Source organism: Streptomyces sp. CLV115, assembly GCF_038448545.1.
Lineage (GTDB): Bacteria > Actinomycetota > Actinomycetes > Streptomycetales > Streptomycetaceae > Streptomyces > Streptomyces sanglieri.
Genome location: NZ_JBCEWQ010000082.1, coordinates 9,853 through 32,025 on the forward strand (window position 1 = coordinate 9,853; position 22,173 = coordinate 32,025).

Annotated in this window: 7 protein-coding genes; all 7 read left to right on the forward strand. The window is 73.8% G+C overall.

The window, feature by feature from the left end:
- Positions 1-7: 7 nt before the first annotated feature.
- Genes AADR41_RS25560 through sbnA form a run of 7 tightly spaced genes read left to right on the forward strand, consistent with a single transcriptional unit; the run spans position 8 to position 22,173 of the window.
- The gene (locus tag AADR41_RS25560) at positions 8-1,021 is read left to right on the forward strand and encodes a TauD/TfdA family dioxygenase (protein ID WP_342283743.1); all 1,014 of its coding nucleotides are present in this window, start codon (positions 8-10) and stop codon (positions 1,019-1,021) included.
- A complete protein-coding gene (locus tag AADR41_RS25565; RefSeq protein WP_342283744.1) occupies positions 1,018-2,031 on the forward strand; it encodes a TauD/TfdA family dioxygenase in 1,014 nt (337 codons plus the stop codon). Before AADR41_RS25560 ends, AADR41_RS25565 begins: the two co-directional genes overlap by 4 nt.
- Positions 2,022-6,986 carry an amino acid adenylation domain-containing protein gene (locus AADR41_RS25570; RefSeq protein WP_342283745.1) on the forward strand — a complete coding sequence of 1,655 codons (4,965 nt, stop codon included), beginning with the start codon at positions 2,022-2,024 and terminating at the stop codon, positions 6,984-6,986. Before AADR41_RS25565 ends, AADR41_RS25570 begins: the two co-directional genes overlap by 10 nt.
- Complete coding sequence (locus tag AADR41_RS25575) at positions 6,986-11,902, forward strand: amino acid adenylation domain-containing protein (protein ID WP_342283746.1); 4,917 nt, start codon at positions 6,986-6,988, stop codon at positions 11,900-11,902. The genes AADR41_RS25570 and AADR41_RS25575 overlap by 1 nt, the downstream gene beginning before the upstream one ends.
- The gene (locus AADR41_RS25580) at positions 11,896-14,907 is read left to right on the forward strand and encodes an amino acid adenylation domain-containing protein (protein WP_342283747.1); all 3,012 of its coding nucleotides are present in this window, start codon (positions 11,896-11,898) and stop codon (positions 14,905-14,907) included. Before AADR41_RS25575 ends, AADR41_RS25580 begins: the two co-directional genes overlap by 7 nt.
- Entirely contained in the window at positions 14,904-21,197 is a 6,294-nt protein-coding gene (locus AADR41_RS25585; RefSeq protein WP_342283748.1) for an amino acid adenylation domain-containing protein, read from the forward strand. Before AADR41_RS25580 ends, AADR41_RS25585 begins: the two co-directional genes overlap by 4 nt.
- Entirely contained in the window at positions 21,175-22,173 is a 999-nt protein-coding gene (gene sbnA / locus AADR41_RS25590) for a 2,3-diaminopropionate biosynthesis protein SbnA (protein WP_342283749.1), read from the forward strand. Before AADR41_RS25585 ends, sbnA begins: the two co-directional genes overlap by 23 nt.

Here is a 22,173-nt window from a genome sequence, read left to right on the forward strand (position 1 = left end):
GAGTGAAATGACCGCGCCATCCCGCCGCAGTGCCCGTACGAACCCCGTCACGGTGACCCCCCGATGGCAGGGAGGCAGCCTGCCGGCCCTGGTGCTCGGCACCGGCGCGGCCGACCTCGTGTCCTGGCTCCCGGGCAACACGGAGACCGTCACCCGGCTCGCCCACGACAGCGGTGCCGTGCTCTTCCGGGGCTTCGGCATCGACTCACCGGAGGCCTTCCGCAGTGTCATGGCGGCGCTCTCCCGCGACGTACTGGACTACGGCGAGCGCTCCTCGCCCCGGCACGAGATCACCCAGGGGGTCTACACCTCCACCGACCACCCCGCCGACCAGCACATAGCCCTGCACAACGAGCAGTCGTACACGCTGGACTGGCCCGTGCGGATCGTCTTCTGCTGCCAGCGGCCGGCCACCACCGGCGGCCGCACCCCGCTCGCCGACAGCAGACGGGTGCTGGCCCGGCTCGACGCACCGACGGTCGCCCGCTTCCGGGAGCTCGGCGTGCGCTACGTCCGCAACTACCTGCCCGGCATCAGCCTGAGCTGGCAGGAGGCGTTCCAGACCGGCAGCCGTGCCGAGGTGGAGTCGTACTGCGCGCAGCACGACATCTCCTGCGAGTGGGTGAGCGACGAGCAGCTGCGGACCTGGCAGGTCCGGCCGGCGATCCGGATCCACCCCGGCACCGGGGAGGAGACGTGGTTCAACCACGCGCTGTTCTTCAACAACGCCGCGCTCGCCGACGAGGTGGGCGACGGGCTGCTCGCCGCGGTGGGCGAGGAGAACCTCCCATACCACACCTACTTCGGGGACGGCAGCGCGATCCCGGCACAGACCGTCGCCGCGATCCGGGAGGCGTACCGGGCCGAGACCGTGGGATTCGACTGGCAGCAGGGCGACGTCCTGCTCGTCGAGAACATGCTCGCCGCACACGCGCGGGAGCCCTTCGAGGGCCCGCGCCGCATCCTGACCGCGATGGCGGACCGCTGGTCCTCGGCCGCGGAGATCGGAGCCGCCCGATGACCCCCGGTCCCGTACGGCGGCGTCCGCGCACCGGCGCCGACCCGATCCGCCGCTCGTTCGTCGACGACGACGACTTCTGCCTGGTGCTGCGGAGCGACGACGGCGCTCCGCTGGCACCGTACGTGGCGGCCCACCGCGAGGAGATCCTCGCCGACCTCGACCGGTACTGCGCCATCCTGTTCCGGGGCTTCTCGGTGCCCGGTCCGGAATCGTTCGGGGCCGCCGCCCGCGGGGTCAGCCCCGACCTGCTCGGGTACCTGGAGCGGGCGGCACCGCGCGACGAAGTCGCCGACAAGGTCTTCACCTCCACGGAGTTCGCCTCCGACCAGGTCATCCCGCTGCACCACGAGATGAGTTACGCGCACAACTGGCCCAGCCGGCTGTACTTCTACTGCGACCTCCCCGCGGAGACCGGCGGCGCCACCCCGCTGGCCGGCGAGCGCCGGTTCACCCCGCGGCTGCCGGCGGAGATCCGCGAGCGGTTCCTGCGGCACGGCGTGATGTACGTGCGCAACTACGGCGAGGACCTCGACCTGCCCTGGCAGGAGGTGTTCCAGACCTCGGACCGGGCCGAGGTCGAGGCCTACTGCCGTGCGTCGAACACCGAGTTCCACTGGACCGGCGGCAACGGACTGCGGACCCGCGCCGTGCGCCAGGCGATGGCCACGCACCCGCGCACCGGCGAGCAGGTGTGGTTCAACCACACCCATCTGTTCCACGTCTCCAACATGCCCTCGGAGGTGGCGGAGGCGCTCATCGGCGAATTCGGCCTGGAAGGGCTGCCCCGCAACGCCTACTACGGCGACGGCTCACCGATCGAGCCGGGCGTCGTCGAGCTGATCCGGAACCTGTACCAGGAGACGGCGGTCTCCTTCCCGTGGCAGCGCGGTGACGTCCTGATGGTGGACAACTTCCTGGCCACGCACGGCCGAGAGCCGTTCACCGGCGAGCGCCGGACCCTTGTCGCCATGTCGGATCTTCATGTGAATCGAGCGCTGCCGTGTCCGTAACCGAAAGCTACCGACTCTCGACCCAGCAGCGCTGGCACTGGGCCCACGACCGGGACGGCCGCGTCACCGCACAGCTGCGGACCGCGACGCCCCTCGACCGGGACAGGGCCGGGCGGGCACTGTCCGCACTGGTCGCCCGGCACGAGACGCTGCGGCTGCGCATCGGTGACCTGACCGGCACCGGCATGCCGATCCAGGTCGTCGACGAGGACACCGTGCTGCCGGTCCGCGACGCCGACGCGGCCGCCGACGCGGCGCCGGTGACCGTGACCCTCGCGGCGGACCGGCTGACCGTCGACGCCTCGGTGCTCGTCGCCGACCGGGAGAGCCTGACCCTGTTCCTCGACGAGTTCGCGGCGCACTACCTCGGCACGCCGCCGGCCGAGGACCCCGACCGCATCCAGTTCCTGGACGTCGCCGAGTGGCAGGCCGACGAGGCCTCCGGCGACGTGCCCGCGGCGCCCGGCGCCGTCACCTCGGTGACGCTGCCCCACCGGGACGACACGCCCGCGGACCTGACGATCGAGTGCCCGCTGCCGGACGCCGACCCGGAGCCGCGGGTGCTCGGGGCCTGGCTGCGGGCGCTCGGCCGCTACCTCGACCAGGGCACCGAACCGCTCGCGATCGCCTGGTACGACTCGGGCCGCCACCCCGACGGAACCACCGGGGTGATCGGGCCGCTCGGCTGCTTCGTCGCGATCGACCTGCCCCGGGACGCCGACGACACCGCCCTCGCCTCGCTGCTCACCGAGGCCCGCGGCCGCAGCCTCCGGGTCGCCCCGCTGGACCGGACCGCGGCCGCCGGATTCGCCATGCATCCGCAGCCGGGCGCCGAAGGGCTCACCGCGCTGGGCGCCGAGGACATGTCGGTGCGCTCCGCGCCGCCCGCCACCGGCCTGCACCTGGAGTGCGTCGTGGTGGACGGCCGGCTGCGGCTGACGCTCCACACCGCCGGGCCCGGCACCGCTCCGGCGGCCGGGCGGATGCTGCTCGAATCCGTGGTGGCCGAGCTGGCCGGCGGCGGCGCCGGGCCCACCGAGACCCGGGCGCTGGCCCGCTGGGCGGGGGCGGCCGGCCCGTACGCCGGGCAGACCCTGGTGGACCTGCTCGACGACGCCTTCGGCGCGGCGACGGGGACGGACCCCGCGGTGATCGCCCCCGACGGCACACTCACCTTCGCCGAACTCGACCGCGCCGCGGACGCGATAGCCGGCCGGCTCCGCGAGCGCGACGTCCGCCCCGGAGACCGGGTGGTCGTGCTCGGCGAGCGGTCCGCGTCGGTGATCGCGGCCTTCGTCGGCGTGCTGCGCGCCGGTGCGGTCTACGTCCCGCTCGACCCGGTCCACCCCACCGCGTGGCTCGCCGCCCAGGCGCGGGCGGTGGACGCCGCACTCGTGCTGGGCACGCCCGGCGGGGCGGCGCTGCGCGCCCTCGCCGCGCAGCTGCCCACGCTGGCGCTCGACGGCACCGCCCCGGCGACCGGCGGCGAACGGGTCCGGCCCGGGCCCGAGGACCCGGCGTACATCATCTTCACCTCCGGCTCGACGGGTGCCGCCCGGCCGGTGGTGGTGGAGCACCGCAACGCGGTCGGCCTGTACGGGGCCCTCCAGGAGACCGTCTACGCCGACGCTCCGGACGGACTGCGGGTCGCGGTCAACGCGTCGCTCGGCTTCGACGCCTCGGTCAAGCAGCTGCTGCAGCTCGCGGCCGGGCGCACCCTGTGCCTGGTGGGCGAGGAGACCCGCCGGGACGTCCCGGCACTGCTGAACTGGCTCGCCGGGCACCGCGCCGGGGTGCTCGACTGCACCCCGTCGCACCTGCGTCTGATCCTGGACGGCCGGGAGCCCGGCCAGCGCCTGCCGGAGCTCGTCCTGGTCGGCGGGGAAGCGGTCGACGAGGCGCTGTGGCAGGAGCTCGCCGGCCTCGACGGGGTGCGTGCGGTGAACCTGTACGGCCCGACGGAGTGCACGGTGGACGCCACCTGGGCCCGCGTCGACGCGGCGGACACCCCGTCCATCGGCCGGCCGCTGCCCGGACTCCGGGTCCACGTGGTGGACCCGAAGGGCCTGCCGGTGCCGCCCGGCTGCGCCGGCGAACTCGTGGTCGCCGGACCCCAGGTGGCCCGCGGCTACTGGGGCGACGACGAGGCCGACGCCGCCCGCTTCACCGAGATCGACCAGGTCCGCGCGTACCGCACCGGGGACCGGGTCCGGTTCCTCGAAGACGGCCGGATCGCGTACCTGGGCAGGCTGGACGACCAGATCAAGATCAATGGGCACCGGCTGGAACCGGGCGAGGTGGCCGCCGCCCTCCAGGCGCATCCGGCCCTCGCCCGTGCGGTCGTCGACCGGCGGCCGGCACCGGGGGCCTCCACGGCCCCGGACCGGCTCACCGCCTACGTGGTGCCGCGGCCGGAGGCGACCTCGGGACTGCTGGACGACCTCGTCGGGGTGAACCCGCACGAGACCCGCTACCTCTTCGACGAGATCTTCGTCCAGCGCACCTACCTGCGGGGCGGCATCACACTGCGCGAGAACGCCGTGGTGCTGGACGTGGGCGCGAACATCGGCATGTTCGCCCGCTTCGTCGACGCGACCTGCCCCGGCGCGCGGATCCTGGCGTTCGAACCGCTGCCCGAACCCTACGAGCTGCTCAGGAAGAACGCGCAGGGCCGCCGGAGCCGTATCGAACTGTTCCCCATCGGCCTGTCCGACCGGGCCGGCACCGCGTCGTTCACCGTGTACCCCGGCTACTCGATGATGTCCGGACTGGCCGCGTACGCCGACCCCGCCGCGGAGCTGTCGGTGGTCAAGCGCTTCCTCACCAACCGGCGCGACGAGGCCCTGTTCGGCGAGGTCTCGGAGGTACTGGCCGAACGGTTCACCCCGAACACCGAGCAGGTCACCCTGCGCCGTCTCTCGGACGTGCTCGCCGAGACCGACGTGACCCGTGTCGACCTGCTCAAGATCGACGTGCAGCGGGCCGAGTTCGACGTGCTGCACGGCATCGACGACGCGCACCTCGCGCTCGTCCAGCAGATCGCGCTGGAGGTGCACGACGACACCGGCGGCGCCCCGGACGGCCGGACCGCGCAGATCGCGGAGTATCTGCGCGCCCGCGGCTTCGACGTGGTGACCGAACAGGACGAGCTGCTCGTCGGCACCGACCGGCACGCCGTCTACGCGGTCCGCCCGGAGTACCGCGGCGACCCCCGGCCGATCGCCGAGCCGCCCCTGGCCGTACCCGACGCGGCACTGCTGCGGCAGTGGGTCGCGCAGCGGCTGCCGGAGCCGTTCGTCCCGGCCGACGTGGTCTACCTGGACGAACTGCCGCTGACCGCCAACGGCAAGGTCGACCGCGCCGCGCTGCCCGCCCCGGGGCGGCAGGACCGGGTCGTCACCGGGCCGGCCACCGCCGACGAACGCGCGCTCGTCGCGGTCTGGGAAGAGGTGCTGGGCCGTACCGGGATCGGCGTGGACGACGACTTCTTCGCGCTGGGCGGGGACTCGATCCGGGCCATCCGGATGCGGGCGGTGGCCGGGCGTGCCGGGCTGCGGTTCCCGCTGCGCACGGTCTTCCGTGCCGTGACGATCCGGGCTCTGGCCGCCGAGATCACCGGCCGCGAGGACACCGGCGGGGAGCCGGCCGCTCCCGAACGGGCCGCCTTCGACCTGATCGACCCGGCGGACCGCAGGCAACTGGCCGGCGACGTCGTGGACGCGTACCCCATGACCGCGCTGCAGCTCGCCATGGTGTACCACGCCGAGACCTCGCCGGACAGCGACAGCTACCACGTCGTCACCGTGGTCACGGTGCGCGGCGCATGGGCCCCGGACGCACTGCGGACCGCCGCGGGCCGGCTGGCCGCCCGCCACGAGGCGCTGCGTACCTCCTTCGACCTCGCCGGCTACCGGACGCCACTGCAACTGGTGCACGAACGCGTCGAGATCCCCTGCCGCGCGGAGGATCTGACCGGGCTCACCGAGTCCGGGCGCGAGGAGCGGGTCGCCGGGCTCGTCGCGGAGGAACAGGCCGCGCACTTCGACTGGCGGGCACCGATGCTGCGGCTGACCGCGCTGCGGACCGGCCCGGACACCTTCGAACTGGTGCAGACCCACTTCCACGGCGTCCTCGACGGGTTGAGCCTCCAGCTGATGACCGAGGAGCTGCTCGCCGAGTACGACCGCTGCCGGCTCGGCCGGCAGGCGGAACCGGCGCCGACGCTGCCCTACCGCCGCTATGTGGAGGCGGAGCTCGCCGCGCAGACCGACGAGGACACCCGCCGGCACTGGCGGGAGTCCCTGGCCGGGGTCCGGCCGCTGCTCCTGGCCGGCAGCGTCCGCCCGCGGATGAGCCGGGCGCACGTCATCGAGTACGACGAGGTGCCCGCCGAGGTGTTCGGCCGGGCCGCCGAGGCGGCCCGGGTGCCGGTGAAGTCACTGCTGTTCACCGCGCACGTACGGGCACTGGCGGCCGCGGCCGGACGCAGTGACGTGGTCACCGGACTGGTGATGAACGGGCGTGTCGGGGAGGAGGGCGGCGACCGGACGCTGGGCCTGTTCCTGAACACCGTGCCGGTCCCGGCGACGGCCGCCGACGGCCCGGCCGACCTGTGGCGGGCCGAGCAGGCCCTGATCGGCCACCACGCCCTTCCGCTGGTGGACATCCAGCGCTGCGGCACCGGCACCCCGCTGTTCGACACGTTCTTCAACTTCGTCCAGTTCGAGTCGGCCGGCAGGCCGGACGGTGCCCATGTGATCCGGGAACGCGACCGCGTCACCGACGTGGGCTTCGCGATCGCCACCCACGCGGAGATCGCCGACGGACGCCTGCGGGTGACCGTCCAGTACGACCCCGAACCGGTCGGCGCGGACCTGCTCGACACCTACGCCGGCGCACTGCGCGCCGAGCTGGACGCGGCCGTCGCGCCGATGCACACCGTGGAGGGCCCCTGATGAGCATTGTTCCGCGCAAGCGGCGGCAACGGCCGGACACCGCCGGACCGGCCGCCGCGCCGTCCGGGCAGGACCGGCCGCTCTCGGCGGCGCAGCAGCACCTGTGGCTGATGCACCGCCTGCACCCGGACAGTTCGCTCTACAACATCCCCCTGCTGCTGCGGCTGCGCGGCCCGCTGGACATCGGTGTGCTGCAACGGTGCCTGCGCGACGTCGTCGCCCGGCACGACATCCTGCGCACCCGGTTCCTGGACCGCGCCGGCGTACCGGTGCAGGTGGTCACCGAGGGCGCCCACGTGCCGCTGCCGGTCCACGACACAGCCGCCGACCCCGACCGGGACCGGCGACTGCGCGAGGTGCTCGACGAGGAGACCCACGCGCCGTTCGACCTGGCCCGCCAGGCGCCGCTGCGGGCGGCCGTGGTGCGCTGCGGCCCCGAGGAACACGTGCTGGCGCTGACGTTCCACCACATCGTCTTCGACGGCTCCTCCGCCGCCGTGCTGCTCTCCGAACTGAGCGAGCTGTACCCGGCACACCTTGCGGGACGCGCGCCCGTGCTGCCCGAACTGCCGGTGCAGTACGCCGACTTCGCCGAACGCGCCCGGTCGCAGGAGTTCGACGAGCAGCTGCGCTACTGGCAGGACCGGCTGGCCCCGCTCCCGCCGACGCTGCAACTGCCCACGGACCACCCCCGTCCGGCGGTGCAGAGCTACCGCGGATCGGTCGCCGAGTTCGAGATGGACGCGGAACTGGCCCGCCGGGTCGAGGAGTTCGGCCGGGACCGGGGCGCGACCCCGTTCGTGGTGCTGCTCTCCGCGTTCTTCGCGCTGCTCGCCCGCTACACCGGCGAGCGGGACCTCGCCGTCGGCATCCCGGTGGTCCGCCGCCCCGACCCCGATCTGGACGATCTGATCGGATGCTTCGTCAACACCCTGGTGATCCGGGTCGACGTCGCACCCGACCTCGGCTTCGACGACCTGGTCACCGCGGCCGCCGAGGCGGTCTACGGCGCCTTCGAGCACATGGACGTGCAGTTCGACGAGGTCGTGCAGGCGGTGCAGGCCGACCGCGACCCGAGCTACTCACCGCTGGTGCAGGCCAGCTTCGGGCTCCAGACCGCCGAGCTGACCGGCGAGCTGAGGCTGCCGGGCATCACCGTGGACACCCTCACCGACACCCAGGTCTCGGCCAAGTTCGACCTCAGCCTGGACCTGATCCAGCAGGGCGACGTCTTCCGCGGCGAGATCGAGTACGCCGGCGACCTGTTCACCGCGCGGACGGCACAGCGCGCCGCCGGCCACTGGGTGCAGCTGCTCGGCGCACTGCTCGACGCCCCGGACACCCCGCTCGCCGCGCAGCCGATGCTGACCCCGGCGGAGCGCGAGCAGCAGCTCACGGTCTGGAACGACACCGCACTGGACATCGGCGATCCGCTGACCATGCCGGAGCTGTTCGACGCGCAGGCGGCCCGTACGCCGGACGCCCCCGCCGTGGTCAAGGGCTCCGACCGGATCGACTACGCCGAGCTGGAGCGCCGGGCCAATCAGCTGGCGCACCTGCTGCGCAGCCGGGGCGTGGACGCGGAGACCCCGGTCGGCGTGTGCATGGAGCGCGGTGTGGACGTCGTCGTCGCCTTCCTCGGCGTACTGAAGTCCGGTGGCGTCTACGTACCGCTCGACCCGGACTATCCGAGCGACCGGCTGGAGTACATGCTCGGCCACGCGGCCGTGCCGGTCGTGGTGAGCTCCTCCGCCACGGTCCGCGAGGTCCCCGTGCCGGCGGGCGCCGTGCTGCTGCTCGACGAGGAGCGGGCGGCACTGGAGGCGATGCCGGCGACCGCGCCCGAGGTCACCATCGACCCGGACCAGCTGTCGTGCATGTTCTACACGTCCGGCTCCACCGGCACACCGAAGTGCGCGATGGTCACGCATCGCAACTACGCGAACTACTTCCGCTTCTGGGAGCACACGTATCTGCGGGACACGCCGATGCGCTCGCACCTGCAGATGACGAGCTTCGCCTTCGACATCTTCGTCGCGGACGCGACCCGGGCCCTGTTCAGCGGGGCGAAGCTGGTCGTCGTCCCGCACGAGACGGTGATGTCCCCGCCCGATCTTCACGCCCTGATGGTTCGGGAAGAGGTGAACAGCGCCGAGTTCATCACCCCCATCCTCGCGGCGCTGGCGGACCACCTCCAGGACGCGGGCCTGCGGCTGGACTTCCTCGACCTGCTGGTGGCCGGCAGCGACATCTGGTACTCGCGGGACTACCTGCGGATACGCGACCTGTGCCGGGACGACACCCAGATCGTGGCCGCGTACGGGCTCAGCGAGACCGCCATCGACAACGCCACACTCGCCCGGCACGAGGGCCCGACGAGCGAGGACGGCATCGTGCCGATCGGCCGGCCCGCGGCCAACACCCAGCTCTACGTGCTCAACGAGCGGCAGCAGCCGCAGCCGGTCGGGGTGCCGGGCGAACTGTACGTGGGCGGGGTGGGCGTGGGCCGCGGGTACCACCGGGACACCCGGCTGACCGCGCGCCGGTATGTGCCCGACCCGTTCTCGGGCGTGCCCGGGGCCCGGATGTACCGCTCGGGCGACCTGGCGAAGTTCCGTCCGGACGGGGTGCTGGAGATCCTCGGCCGGATCGACAACCAGGTGAAGGTCAACGGCTTCCGGATCGAGCTCGGCGAGATCGAGTCGGCGCTGCGCGGGCACCCGGCGGTCGACAACGCCGTGGTGGTGGTCCGCCCGACCGCGGCCGGCGGCGACGCACGGCTCGTCGGCTACGCGACACTGCTGGACGGCGAGGCCGCGGTCGACCTGGTGACCTACCTGACCGAGTGGCTGCCCGCCTACATGATTCCGTCGGTGATCATGGTGCTGGACGAGCTCCCGCTCAACGCGAACGGGAAGATCAACCGGCGGGCGCTGCCCGAGCCGGCCACCGCCGACGACGGCACCGGCGACTACCTCCCGCCCCGGACGCCGGTCGAGCGCCGGCTCTCGGAGATCTGGGCGCAGGTGCTGCGGGTCGACCGCGTCGGCCGCAACGACAACTTCTTCGCCCTCGGCGGCAGTTCGCTCATGCTCACCCAGGTCGCCTCGCGCATCCGGCGCTCGCTGCACCGGGAGGTGCCGCTGCGGACCATCTACCAGTATCCGACGGTCGCGTCGCTGACCACGGAGCTGACCACCCGCGCGGACCAGGGGCAGGAACAGGCCATCGCCACCGTGCCGCGCGACGGGGCGGCGCTCCCCGCGTCGCCGGCCCAGGAGCAGCTCTGGTTCCTCGACCGGCTCAACGGCGGCGACGTCAGCTACCACGTGCCCGTGGTGCTGCGGCTGAACGGGCCGCTGCGGGCGGACGCGCTCGAAGAGGCGGTGCGCTCCCTGGTCGCCCGGCACGAGATCCTGCGTACCGTCTTCTCCTGGTCCGACCGCCGGCTGCACCAGACGGTCGTGAAGGACCTCCAGGTGCCGCTGGGCCGCCGCGACCTCTCCCAACTGCCTCCGGCCCAGCGTGCCGAGGCGCTCGGCATGCTGATCCGGGCCGACGAGCGGGAGCCGTTCGACCTCGCCCGCGGGCCGCTGATCCGGACCATGCTGATCACCCTCGGCGAGCAGGAGCACGTGTTCCTGCTGACCCAGCATCACATCGTCACCGACGGCTGGTCCTCGGCGGTGCTGCACAAGGAGCTCGGCGAGTTCTACGCGGCCGCCGTCCAGGACCGGGCGCCGGCCCTGCCGGAACAGCGGATCCAGTACGCCGACTTCGCGGTGTGGCAGCGCGACTGGCTCGCCGGGCCGGACGGCCGGCGACAGCTCGCCTACTGGAAGGACCGGCTGACCGGCGCGCCCGAGGTGCTGGCCCTGCCGCTGGACCGCCCGCGGACCGCCGGCGCGGGAGGCGTGGACGGGGCGAGCGTCACCGTCACCGTCCCCCCGGACGTCCACCGCGAACTGCTCGGCCTCAGCCGGGCGCACGGCGTGACGCTGTTCATGACCCTGCTGGCCTCGTTCGGCGTGCTGCTCGCCCGCCGCACCGGGCAGGACGACCTGGTGATCGGCACACCCACCGCCGGTCGCACCCGGCTGGAGCTGGAGCCGCTGCTCGGCTTCTTCGTCAACACCGTGGGGCTGCGCATCGACCTCGCCGGGGACCCGGCCTTCGCCGAGGTACTCGACCGGGTGCGGGAGACCGCCCTGGGCGCGTACGAGCACCAGGACGTGCCCTTCGAACGGGTGGTCCAGGAGATCGGCCCACGGCGCGACGCCCGCCACCACCCGCTCTTCCAGGTGCTGTTCGGGGTGGACGACGAGGAGGACGCCGAGCTCACCCTGCCGGGGCTGGAGGTCTCGGCGGTGCCGACCGAGTACTCGACGGCCAAGTTCGATCTGGACCTGGCGGTCGAGCACGCCGGGGGCGAGCTGCGGGCCTCCTTCGGCTACCGGACCGACGTCTTCGACGCCGCCACCGTCGAGGCGATCGCCGCGGGCTGGCTCCAGGTGCTGGCCGAGGCGGCGCAGCACCCGCAGCGCCGGGTCGCCGAGTTCGGCCTGCCCTGGTCGGCCGGGGACTCCCCGGACGCCGGGACCGGGCGCGACGACGACGCCACCGCACCGGACACGGTGGTGCTGCCGGCCGTCGCCCGGATGTGGGAGCAGCTGCTGGACCTGGAGGAGATACGTCCCGAGGACGACTTCTTCCAGCTCGGCGGACACTCGTTGCTGGCCATGGACATCACCCTGACCCTCTCCGACCTGCTGGACCTGACGGTGCCGGTACGGGCCGTGTTCGAGCACCCGACCCTGGCCGGCTTCACCGCCGAGGTGCGGCGCCGGGCCCGGGAGGCGGGCATCGACGACCTGGCCGGGCGGCTCTCCGCCGACGAGGGCGACACCGGGTGGTGACGATCGCCGAGCGGTTCCGGACGCAGGCCGCCCGGTACCCGGACCGCATCGCTCTGGCCGAGGACGGGGCGGTGCGCACCTATGCCGAACTGCTCGCGGACGCAGAGGCGTTCGCGAGCGGGCTGGCCCGCCGGGGTGTGCGCGGGGGCGAGCTCGTCGGCATCGCGGGCGAGCGGTCGGCCGGGTACGTCACGGCGGTGGTCGGCACGGTGCTGGCCGGCGCCGGGTACGTGCCGCTCAACCCGGCCTACCCGGCGGCCCGGCTGGGACGGATCGTGGCGAAGGCGGGGCTGCGCCTCGTGGTGGGTACGGGCGACGGGACCGCACCGGACGCGGCGGCCGTCCCGGCATCGGCGCGGCTCGTCACGGCGGCGGACGTGCGCGACGCGGGCGACGGCGGTGCCGCCCCGGCGGTGCCGGACGAGAACGTGCCGGCATACGTCATGTTCACCTCCGGCAGCACCGGCGAGCCCAAGGGCGTGGTGGTCGGCCAGGCCGGAGTGATCCGGCTGGTCTGCGGCGCGCGCTACGCCGGATTCCGCGCGCAGGACCGGATCGCGCACGGCGCCGCCCCGGAGTTCGACGCGGCCACCCTGGAGATCTGGGGCGCCCTGCTCAACGGCGCGGCCCTGCACATCGCCACCACGGAGACCATGGCCCGTCCGGCGCTGTACGGCGCGTTCCTGCGGCGCGAGCGGATCACGTTCGCCTGGCTGACCGCGCCGCTGTTCCACCGCATGACGGATCACGACCCGGCCATGTTCGCCGGCCTCCGGACGCTGATCACCGGCGGCGACGTGGTCTCGCCCCAGCACGCCTCCCGGGTGCTCGGACACTGCCCCGGGCTCGACTTCTACAACGGGTACGGGCCGACCGAGAACACCACGTTCACGACCGTGCACCGCGTCACCCGGCCGGTGCCCGAGCCGATCCCGATCGGCTCCGCGATCGAGGGCACCGTCCTGTTCGTCTGCGACGACCGGGGCGACCCCGTCCCGGACGGCGTCGAGGGGGAGCTGTGGGTCGGCGGGGACGGCGTCGCGCGGGGCTATCTGAACGACCCGGAACTGACCGCGACCCGTTTCCGCGACGGCCGCTACCGCACCGGTGACCGGGTCACCCGTGACGCGGCGGGCGTGCTGCACTTCCACGGCCGGGCCGACCAGCAGGTCAAGATCGCGGGAAACCTCGTGGAACCCGCCGAGGTCACCGCGGCCCTGCGCACGCTGCCGCAGGTGCGGCGGGCGCACACGATCGCCCGCCGGGACGCGGCGGGGGAGGCCCGGCTGACCGCGTACGCGGTCACCGACGGCACCGCCGCCGGCCCCCTGCGGTCCGCGCTCGCCCGGCTGCTCCCCGGCTATCTGCGGCCGGCGGACCTCGTCGTCCTGGACGAACTGCCGCTCGGACCGTCCGGCAAGGTGGACAACGCCCGGCTGCCGGTGCCCGCCGACGCGGCCGGGGAGACGCCCGACGAGGGCGAGCCGACCCTGCCCCGGCTGTGGGCCGCCGCGCTCGGCTGCCGCACGGAGGACCTCGACCCGGACAGCGACTTCTTCGACGTCGGCGGCGACTCGCTGAAGCTGGCCCGGCTGCTCGACCTGATCGACCGGCGGATGGGGCGCAGCCTCCGGTTCGCCGACGCCTACGCGGCAAGCACACTGCGCGGGATGGCCCGGCGGCTGGCGGACGCTCCGGCGGCGGTCGGCCCGATCCCGGCCGGCACCGGCCCGACCGGGGTTCCCCACCCCGGCCAGCGCGGCCTCTACACCCTGTGGCAGGCCCGCCCCGCCTCCCTCGCCTACAACATCCCGGTCCGGATCGACTTCGACGGCCCGGTGGACCCCGAGCGGCTGCGCGCCGCGCTGCGGACCCTGGTCCGCCGGCACGACGCCCTGCGCACCCGGCTCTTCGTCGATGCCACCGGGCTGCGCCAGCAGGTGCTCGACGAGGCCGAGCTGGAGTGCGAGACCGTACCGCCCGGCGATCCGGCCACGGAACTCGCCGGCTTCGTACGACCGTTCGACCCCGCGGTGCCGCCCCTGATCCGCGCCCGGATCGCCGGTCCCCGCCTCTATCTCGACCTGCATCACCTGATCGCCGACGGCGTCTCGGTGCGCGTACTCGTACAGCAGCTGCTGGAGCTGCACGAGGGCGCCGCCGCCGCCCGGCCCGCGGTGCGCTGGCCGGACGCGGCCGCGTGGTGCGCCGAACGGGCCGGCCGCGACCACGACCACTGGCTCGGCCGGCTGGACGGCATGCCGGGAGCGGGCACCTTCGTCACCGACCTTCCGCGCCCGCCGCGCCCGGGGGACACCGGTGCGCGCGTGCGCCGCGACCCGGTGGCCACGTCCCTGCTGACCCGGGTCGCCCGGTCGCACCGCACCACCCCGTTCGTGGTGCTGCTCGCCGCGTACGCGACCACTCTGCTCCGGACCGGCGGCCTGACCGGCCTGGTGATCGGCGTGCCGATGCACGGGCGGTCGCACCCCGATCTGGCCGACACGGTCGGGATGTTCGTCACCACCGTGCCCATCCCGGTGCGCACCACCCCCGGCATGCGGCTGTCCGACCTGGTGGCCGGCCTCGATGCCGAGCACCGCCGGGCCCTGGACCGTCAGCACTTCGCGTTCGACGACCTGGCCGCCGCCCGGGGCGGGCGGCCGGGAACCCGCAATCCGCTGTTCGACGCGTTCCTGGCCCTGCAGAACATGGACATCTACGCGTTCGCCGCCGGGAATCTGAGCGCCCGACTGGAGCTGCTGCCGACCGGCAGCCCCCGGTTCGACCTCAACCTCCAGGCCCACGCCCACCCGGACCGCCTCGTCGTGGACCTGGAATACGCCACCGACCTGTACGCGCCGGATTCCGCCACCCACCTCCTGGACGCCGTGCTGGCCGCGGTCGCGGAGCTCGACACCGCGCCGGGCGGGCCGGTGCTGCGCAGCGCGGCAGCCCCAGACCACGCCGACGAGGCCGATTTCGATTTCGGAGCGATGCAGTGACCAATGTGATCGCCGGGCGGGCGTTGCACGAGTTCCCCGAGGAGACGTCGTACTGGCTCCGCTGGATCGACGCGCTGCCCGAAGCCACCCTGCTCTGCCGGGACCTGCTCCGGACGGAACGGGACGACCGGCCGACAGCGACCGCGACGGCCGCGCTCGACCCCTCCGTGGTCGCGCGGACGACCGCGCTGACACGTGACGACCCCACCCTGGTCCAGGTGCTGACGACGACGGTGACCGCGCTGCTCGCTGCCGTGCGGACGGACACCAGGGACGTCTGCGTGCTGGCCGACTCCGGCGGTCGGGTCCTCCCGGTGCGGATCGTCGTCGACCCCGGGCAGACCTGCCGGCAACTGCTGTCCGACGTGCGCAAGCAGTACCTCACCGGGGCACGCAACCTCGATGTGTCACCCGAGGCGCTGCTCCGGCGCGCGGGCGTCGTCCCCACCGACTTCGCCGTCGTGGCCACGGACACGGAGCAACTGCCCGCCGGGAGCACCCTGGGCCTCTCGGTGACGGCCGGCCGGCTGTCGCTGCGCTACCGCACCGATCTGTTCCTGGCGTCGACGGCCGACCGGCTGGCACGCGCATTCACCGCGATCCTCACCGGGCTGCTCGACCCGGTCGGACCGGGCACGGTGGGCCCGCTGCTCACCTTCATGGACCCCGCCGAGGCCGAACTGCTCGCCGCGGTCAACCGGACCGGCCGGCCCCGGACCGAGGGCGTCCTCCTGCACCACGGCCTGCAGGACGGTGCCGCGCGGTTCCCCGACCGGGTGGCGGTACGCGACGGCGCCACCACCTACGCCGAACTCAACCGGCGGGCGAACCGGCTGGCCAGGCGGCTGCGCGAACTGGGCACGGAACCCGGTGACATCGTCGGGATGGCGGTGCCCCGGTCCACGGACGAACTGGTGGCGCTCTACGCGATCGTCAAGGCGGGCGCCGCCTACCTGCCGATCGACGTGGCGCTCCCGCCGGCCCGGATCCGGCACATGATCGAGGAGAGCCGGGCGCGGATCGTCGTGGGCACGCAGTGCCCGGGCGCCGAGGTGCTGGTCGATCCGGCCGACCCCGGGCTCGCGGCGCTGGACGGCGGGGACCTGCCGGACCTCACGGGCGAGGACGCCCTCGCGTACGTCATCTACACCTCCGGGTCGACCGGCACGCCCAAGGGCGTGATGATCGAGCACCGGGCCATCGTCAACAGACTGACCTGGATGCAGCGGGCCCATCCGCTCGCCGAGGACGACGTCGTCCTCCACAAGACGCCGGTCTCCTTCGACGTCTCGCTCTGGGAGATCTTCTGGTGGTCGATGGCCGGCTGCTCGGTGAGCACCCTGCCGGTCGGCGCCGAGCGCGAACCGCTGGCCATCCTGGAACGCGTCCGGGAGCACTCCGTCACCACGCTGCACTTCGTCCCGTCGATGCTCCAGGCGATGCTGCCGAGACTCCGGGGCAGGCGCCCCGAGGGACTGCGGCGCATCTTCACCAGCGGGGAGGCGCTCAGCACCGGGACCGTCCTGCTGCTGCGGGAGCTGTACCCGGACGGCGGCCCCGCCCTGATCAACCTGTACGGACCCACCGAGGCGGCCGTCGACGTCACCCACTACGACTGCACCGGCCACGACGCGCGCCGGCCGGTCCCGCTCGGCGTCCCGATCGACAACCTGCGCCTGCGGATCCTGACCCGGGACGGCCTGCCGGCACCGATCGGCGTACCGGGCGAGCTGTACCTGGCCGGCACCGGGCTGGCCCGCGGCTACCTGCGCGCCCCCGCGCGTACCGCGGAGCGCTTCGTGCCGGACCTCCAGGAACACGGCGAGCGCGCCTACCGGACCGGCGACGCCGCCCGGTGGCTGGAGGACGGCTCGGTGGAGTACCTGGGCCGGCTGGACACCCAGGTGAAGATCCGCGGGCACCGGATCGAACTGGGCGAGATCGAACACGTCATGCGCGGGGTGGCGGGCGTGCGGGACTGCGCGGCCATCGCCGTCGACGGGACGCTGCGAGCGTTCGTGGTCGCCGACGGGCCGGACAGCGAGGCCACCGTGCGGACCGCTCTCACCGAGCGGCTGCCGGCGTACGCGGTGCCCGCGACGATCCTGCGGATCGACGAGATCCCGTGCACCCCGAACGGCAAGCGGGACCTGAAGGCACTGGCCGGGCTGCGCAGGCGGACGCGGGGCGGCGCGCCCCGCGGCGAGGTGGAGACCGCCCTCGCCGGAATCTTCTCGGGCGTGCTCGGCGGCCGGCCGGTCGGCGCCGAGGACAACTTCTTCGATCTCGGCATCGACTCCATCAAGTTCATCGGCGCCCTGGCCGCGGCACGCCCCGCCGGCCTGGACTTCACGCTCCAGGAGCTGTTCGCCCATCCGACCGTGGCCGCGCTGGCCCGGGTGGTGCGCCGGGTCTCCTCCGAGGTGGACGAGGACGCGCCGGCGGTGCCCTTCGCCCTGCTCACCGGCGACGACCCGCGGGCCGGGCTGCCCGCCGACGCGGTGGACGCCTACCCGCTGACCCACCTTCAGCGCGGGCTGCTCTACGAGGTCGCCACCCGGGACGCGGCGGTCTACCACGACGTGTCCGGGTACCGGTACGACGGCCCGCTGGACCGGCCGCTGTTCCTGCGCGCGGCACATGACGTGGCCGAGCGCCACCCGGTGCTGCGCGCCTCCTTCCACCCCGGGCGGCAGCCGGTCCCGGTACAGGTGGTGCACCGGGCGGCCCCGGACTGGTGCCGGTTCGTCGATCTGTCCGGCCTGCCCGGACCGGAGCAGCGCGCCCACCTCGAAGGGGCGGTCGAGGAGGAGCTGCGGGCAGGCTTCCCCGACGGCACCCCCGGGCTGGTCCGCATGCGGGTCTGCGACCTGGGCGGTGACCGCCGGCACCTGCTGCTGAGCTATCACGCCGCGGCGCTCGACGGATGGAGCGTGAACCGGCTGCTGCACGACCTCTTCGTCCGGTACGGAGAGCTGACCGGCACCGGCGCCGGGGCCGGTGCCGACGAGCCGGTCGGCTTCGAGTGCTTCGTCGCGCTGGAGCGGAGCGCCGTGGAGTCCGACGAGCACCGCGCGTACTGGCGCGGTGTGCTCCACGGCGCCGAGCTGACCGGGGTGCCCCGGCTGCCGGACCCCGGCCTGGACCCGGCACAGACGCTGCGCACCCTGGACGTTCCGCTGGACGCCGGGCTCGGCGCCGAGCTCATGGCCGTCGCCGGCCGGACCGGCGTACCGCTGAAGTCGGTGCTGATGGCGGCGCACCTGGCGGTACTGGCCTTCGTCTCCGGCCGCCTCGACGTCACCACCGGGTACGAACTCAGCGGCCGTCCGGAGAAACGGCACGGGGACACCACCCTCGGGCTCTTCCTCAACACCCTGCCGCTGCGGGCGCGGACCGACGCGGACAGCTGGACCGAACTGATCCGCCGGGTCCACGAGTCGGAGGTGGAGCTGCTGCCGCACCGGCGCTTCCCGATGGGCGAGCTGGTCCGGGAGACGGGCCGCGACCTGTTCGAGGTGGTCTTCAACTACACCCACTTCCATGTGCTGGACGACCTCGACCGCCGGCACGGGTTCCGGCTCCGCAGGGTCGCGGTGCACAGCCAGACCGAGTTCCCGCTGCGGGCGGAGTTCTTCCGGGACGCCCTGGACGGCACCGTCGGCCTGAGCCTGCACTACGACGGTTCGGCCTTCGGCGCACCGCAGATCGGCCGGATCGCCGGCTACTACCGGACCGCCCTGCGACTGCTGGCCGACGACCCCCGGCAGTCCCCGGCGGCGCGTTCACTCATGGACGACGCCGAGGCGCGGGAGCTGGCCGCCCTGCGGACCGGGCCGGCCCACGAGGTGCCGGGCGAGACGGTGCTCGACCGGTTCGCCGGCACGGTCGCCGCCCGGCCCGACGCCGTCGCGGTCGACCACGGGACGGCCGCGCTCAGCTACCGCGAGCTGGACCGGGAGTCCCGCCGGCTGGCCGCCGGACTCGAAGCCCGGGGGGTACGGCCGGGCGAGCCGGTGGGCGTCCGGATGACGCGGGGCCTGCCGTGGGCGGTGGCCGTGCTGGGCATCCTCCGGGCCGGCGCCGTCTACCTGCCCCTGGCACCGGGCGATCCGGACGAACGGGTCCGCCGCATGGTCCACCGGGCCGACTGCCGGACAGTGCTCACACCGGCGGAGTACGAGCTGGTACTGAAGGAAGGAAGTGCCCGGACGCCGGACGCCACGGCGCCGGCCGTGTCCGGCGACGACCCCGCCTACGTCATCTTCACCTCCGGCTCCACCGGTGAGCCGAAGGGCGCCACGGTGACCCACCGCGGCATGCTCAACCACCTCCAGGCCAAGATCGTGGACCTCGCGCTCGACGGCTTCGACGTGGTGGCCCAGACCGCCTCGCAGTGCTTCGACATCTCGGTCTGGCAGCTGCTAGCGGCCTGGCTCACCGGTGGCCGGTCGGTCGTCGTCGACGACGTGGTCGACCCGGCCGACCTGTGGCGGACGGCCCGCGACGCCGGGGTGACCGCCCTGGAGGTCGTGCCGTCGCTGCTCGACGCCCTGCTCGACGACCCGGGACGGCCCGCCGGACTCGGCCCGCTGCGCCACCTGATGGTCACCGGCGAGGCCTTCCGGCCGGACCTGGCCCGGCGCTGGTTCGCCGCGTACCGGGTGCCCATGGTGAACGCGTACGGGCCGACCGAGGCCTCCGACGACATCACCCACCACATCGTCGCGGAGCCGGTGGACGCCGAGCGGGTGCCGGTGGGGCGTCCGGTCCTGAACACCACGCTCCATGTGGTGGGGGAGAACGGGGCGGCGGTCCCCATCGGCACGATCGGCGAGATCCTGGTGAGCGGTCCGGCGGTCGGCGCCGGATACGTCAACGACCCGGAGCGGACGGCCGCCGCCTTCCCGCCCAACACCCTCGACGACACCTCCCCCCGCCTCTACCGCACCGGCGACCTCGGCCGCTGGCTGCCGGACGGGCTGCTCGACTGCGTCGGCCGGCGGGACCAGCAGGTCAAGGTGCGCGGCTACCGGATCGAACTGCCGGAGATCGAACAGGCGCTGACCCGGGTGCCCGGCGTCACGGCCGCCTTCGTCTTCGCCCACCGCCGGCAGGAGCGGCGCCTGCTGGTCGCCTGGTACAGCGGCGAGACCGGGCTCGACGCGGCCGGGACACGGGCCGAGCTGGCCCGCGAACTCCCCGGCTACATGCTGCCCGACGTCATCGGACGGCTGCCGGTGGTGCCGCTGAACGCGAACGGCAAGGCGGACCGGCCGGCCATCGCCGCGCTGCCGCTGCCGGAGACGGAACGGCGCCGCCCCAGGCCGCCCGCGACGGCGGCCGAGCGGGAGGTGGTCGCACTGTTCGCCACCGCCCTCGGCCTGCCGGCCGAAGCCGTCGGCGCCGACGGGGACTTCTTCGACCTGGGCGGCCACTCGCTGAGCGCGATGGCCGTGGCGGCGCGCTCCGGCGGCCGGTTCGGCGTACGTGAGCTGCTGCGGCACCGCACGGCCGAGGCACTGGCACGGGCCTTCGCACCGGCCGGCGACGGCCTCCTCGCCGAGATCGCGACGGATGACCGGCCGGAGCTGACCGTGGTGTGCTTCCCGTACGCGGGCGGTTCCCCGGTCGGCTACCTGCCGCTCGCCGAGGCCGTGCGGGAGCGGCTGCCCGTCCGGTTCCTGGTGCTGGACCTGCCGCCGGGGACCGGCCCGGACCCGCACCGGATGGTCAACACCCTGGTCACGGAGCTGGACCGGGTGCCGGGCCCGCTCGCCCTGCTGGGCCACTGCGCGGGCGCGGGGCCGGCGCTGGCCCTCGCCCACCGGCTGCCCGCCGAGCGCGTGGCATCGGTCGTCGTCGTGGGCAAGACGATCAAATCGGCCGACCCCGCGGACCATCCCGTGCGCGAGGTGCTGCAGGCGCCGGACGAGACGGTCCGGCAGTGGGTGGTGCCCGGCACGGAGGCGGGCGACCGGCCCGCGCCGACACCGGACGAGGTGGCCGCCCTGCGCCGCGACACCGCGCTCGGCAACGCCCTCCTGGCCGACCTGCTGCGCGACGGCAGGCCACTGGCGCGGCCGTTCACGGTCCTCGCGGCCGAGGACGACCCGGTGACACCCGATCTGCCGGGCACCGTGCCGAACTGGGCGCTGCTCGCGGCGGATCCGCGCGTGGTGACCCTGCCCGACGGCGGCCACTACCTCAACCGGACCCGGCCCCGACTGCTTGCCTCCCTGCTCACGCCCGCCACGGAGACGCCACATGAGCAACCCGACCGTGCCTGACCCGGGCGAGGACTTCGTCCCGCTGACCGGCCTGCTGCCGCACGCCGGGCTGTGGCTCAAGCTGGAGTCCCGCAACCCGGCCGGGTCGATCAAGATGAAGACCGCGACCGCCATGATCGAGGCGGCCGAGCGGGCCGGGCTGCTCCGGCCCGGCGCCGAACTGATCGAGTCCACATCGGGCAACCTCGGCGTCGCGATGGCCGCGATCTGCGCGGCCCGCGGCTACCGCCTCACCCTGGTGACCGACCCCAACAGCAACTACCGCAGCGTCCAGCAGATGCGGGCGCTCGGCGCCGAGGTGGTGGTCATCGAACGACGGGACGACAACGGCGGCTACCTCGGCTCCCGGATCTCCTACATCAGCCTCCGGCTGGCCACCGAGCCCGGCCTCATCTGGCTGAACCAGTACGCGAACCCGGCGAACGTGGCGGCCCACCGCGACGGCACCGCGGCCGAGATCTGCGAGCGGTTCGGCGTACCGGACCGGCTGTTCGTCGGCGTCGGCACCTCGGGCACGCTGATGGGCTGCCTGGAGCACTTCCGGGACCACGACCCCCGGCCGGCCGTGGTCGCGGTCGACGTGCTGGGCTCGGTCACCTTCGGCGGCGCGCCGGCCCGCCGGCTGATCCCCGGCATGGGGGCGAGCCGGATTCCGGAGATCTTCGGCCCGGGGGCCTACCGCCGGGTGCTGGTCTCCGAACGGGACACCATCGTCGCCTGCCGCCGGATCGCGGCCCGCTACGGCCTGCTCGTCGGCGGCTCGACCGGCACCGTGGTCGCGGCGGCCATGGCCCACGGCCATCGGGTGCCACGGGGCAGCCGGGTGCTGGCGATCTCGCCGGACCTCGGCAACGCCTATCTGGACACCATCTACGACGACGGGTGGGTCGCCGCCCACTTCGGTGACGAACTGCTGCGGGACATCGCGAGAGCGGCGCGCGGACCGGTCCACGGAGAGCTGAGGCCTGTCCCGTAA

Coding starts and splice junctions, on each gene's coding strand:
- AADR41_RS25560 (WP_342283743.1), top strand. CDS start 8: ATGACCGCGCCATCCCGCCGCAGTGCCCGTACGAACCCCGTCACGGTG.
- AADR41_RS25565 (WP_342283744.1), top strand. CDS start 1,018: ATGACCCCCGGTCCCGTACGGCGGCGTCCGCGCACCGGCGCCGACCCG.
- AADR41_RS25575 (WP_342283746.1), top strand. CDS start 6,986: ATGAGCATTGTTCCGCGCAAGCGGCGGCAACGGCCGGACACCGCCGGA.
- sbnA (WP_342283749.1), top strand. CDS start 21,175: ATGAGCAACCCGACCGTGCCTGACCCGGGCGAGGACTTCGTCCCGCTG.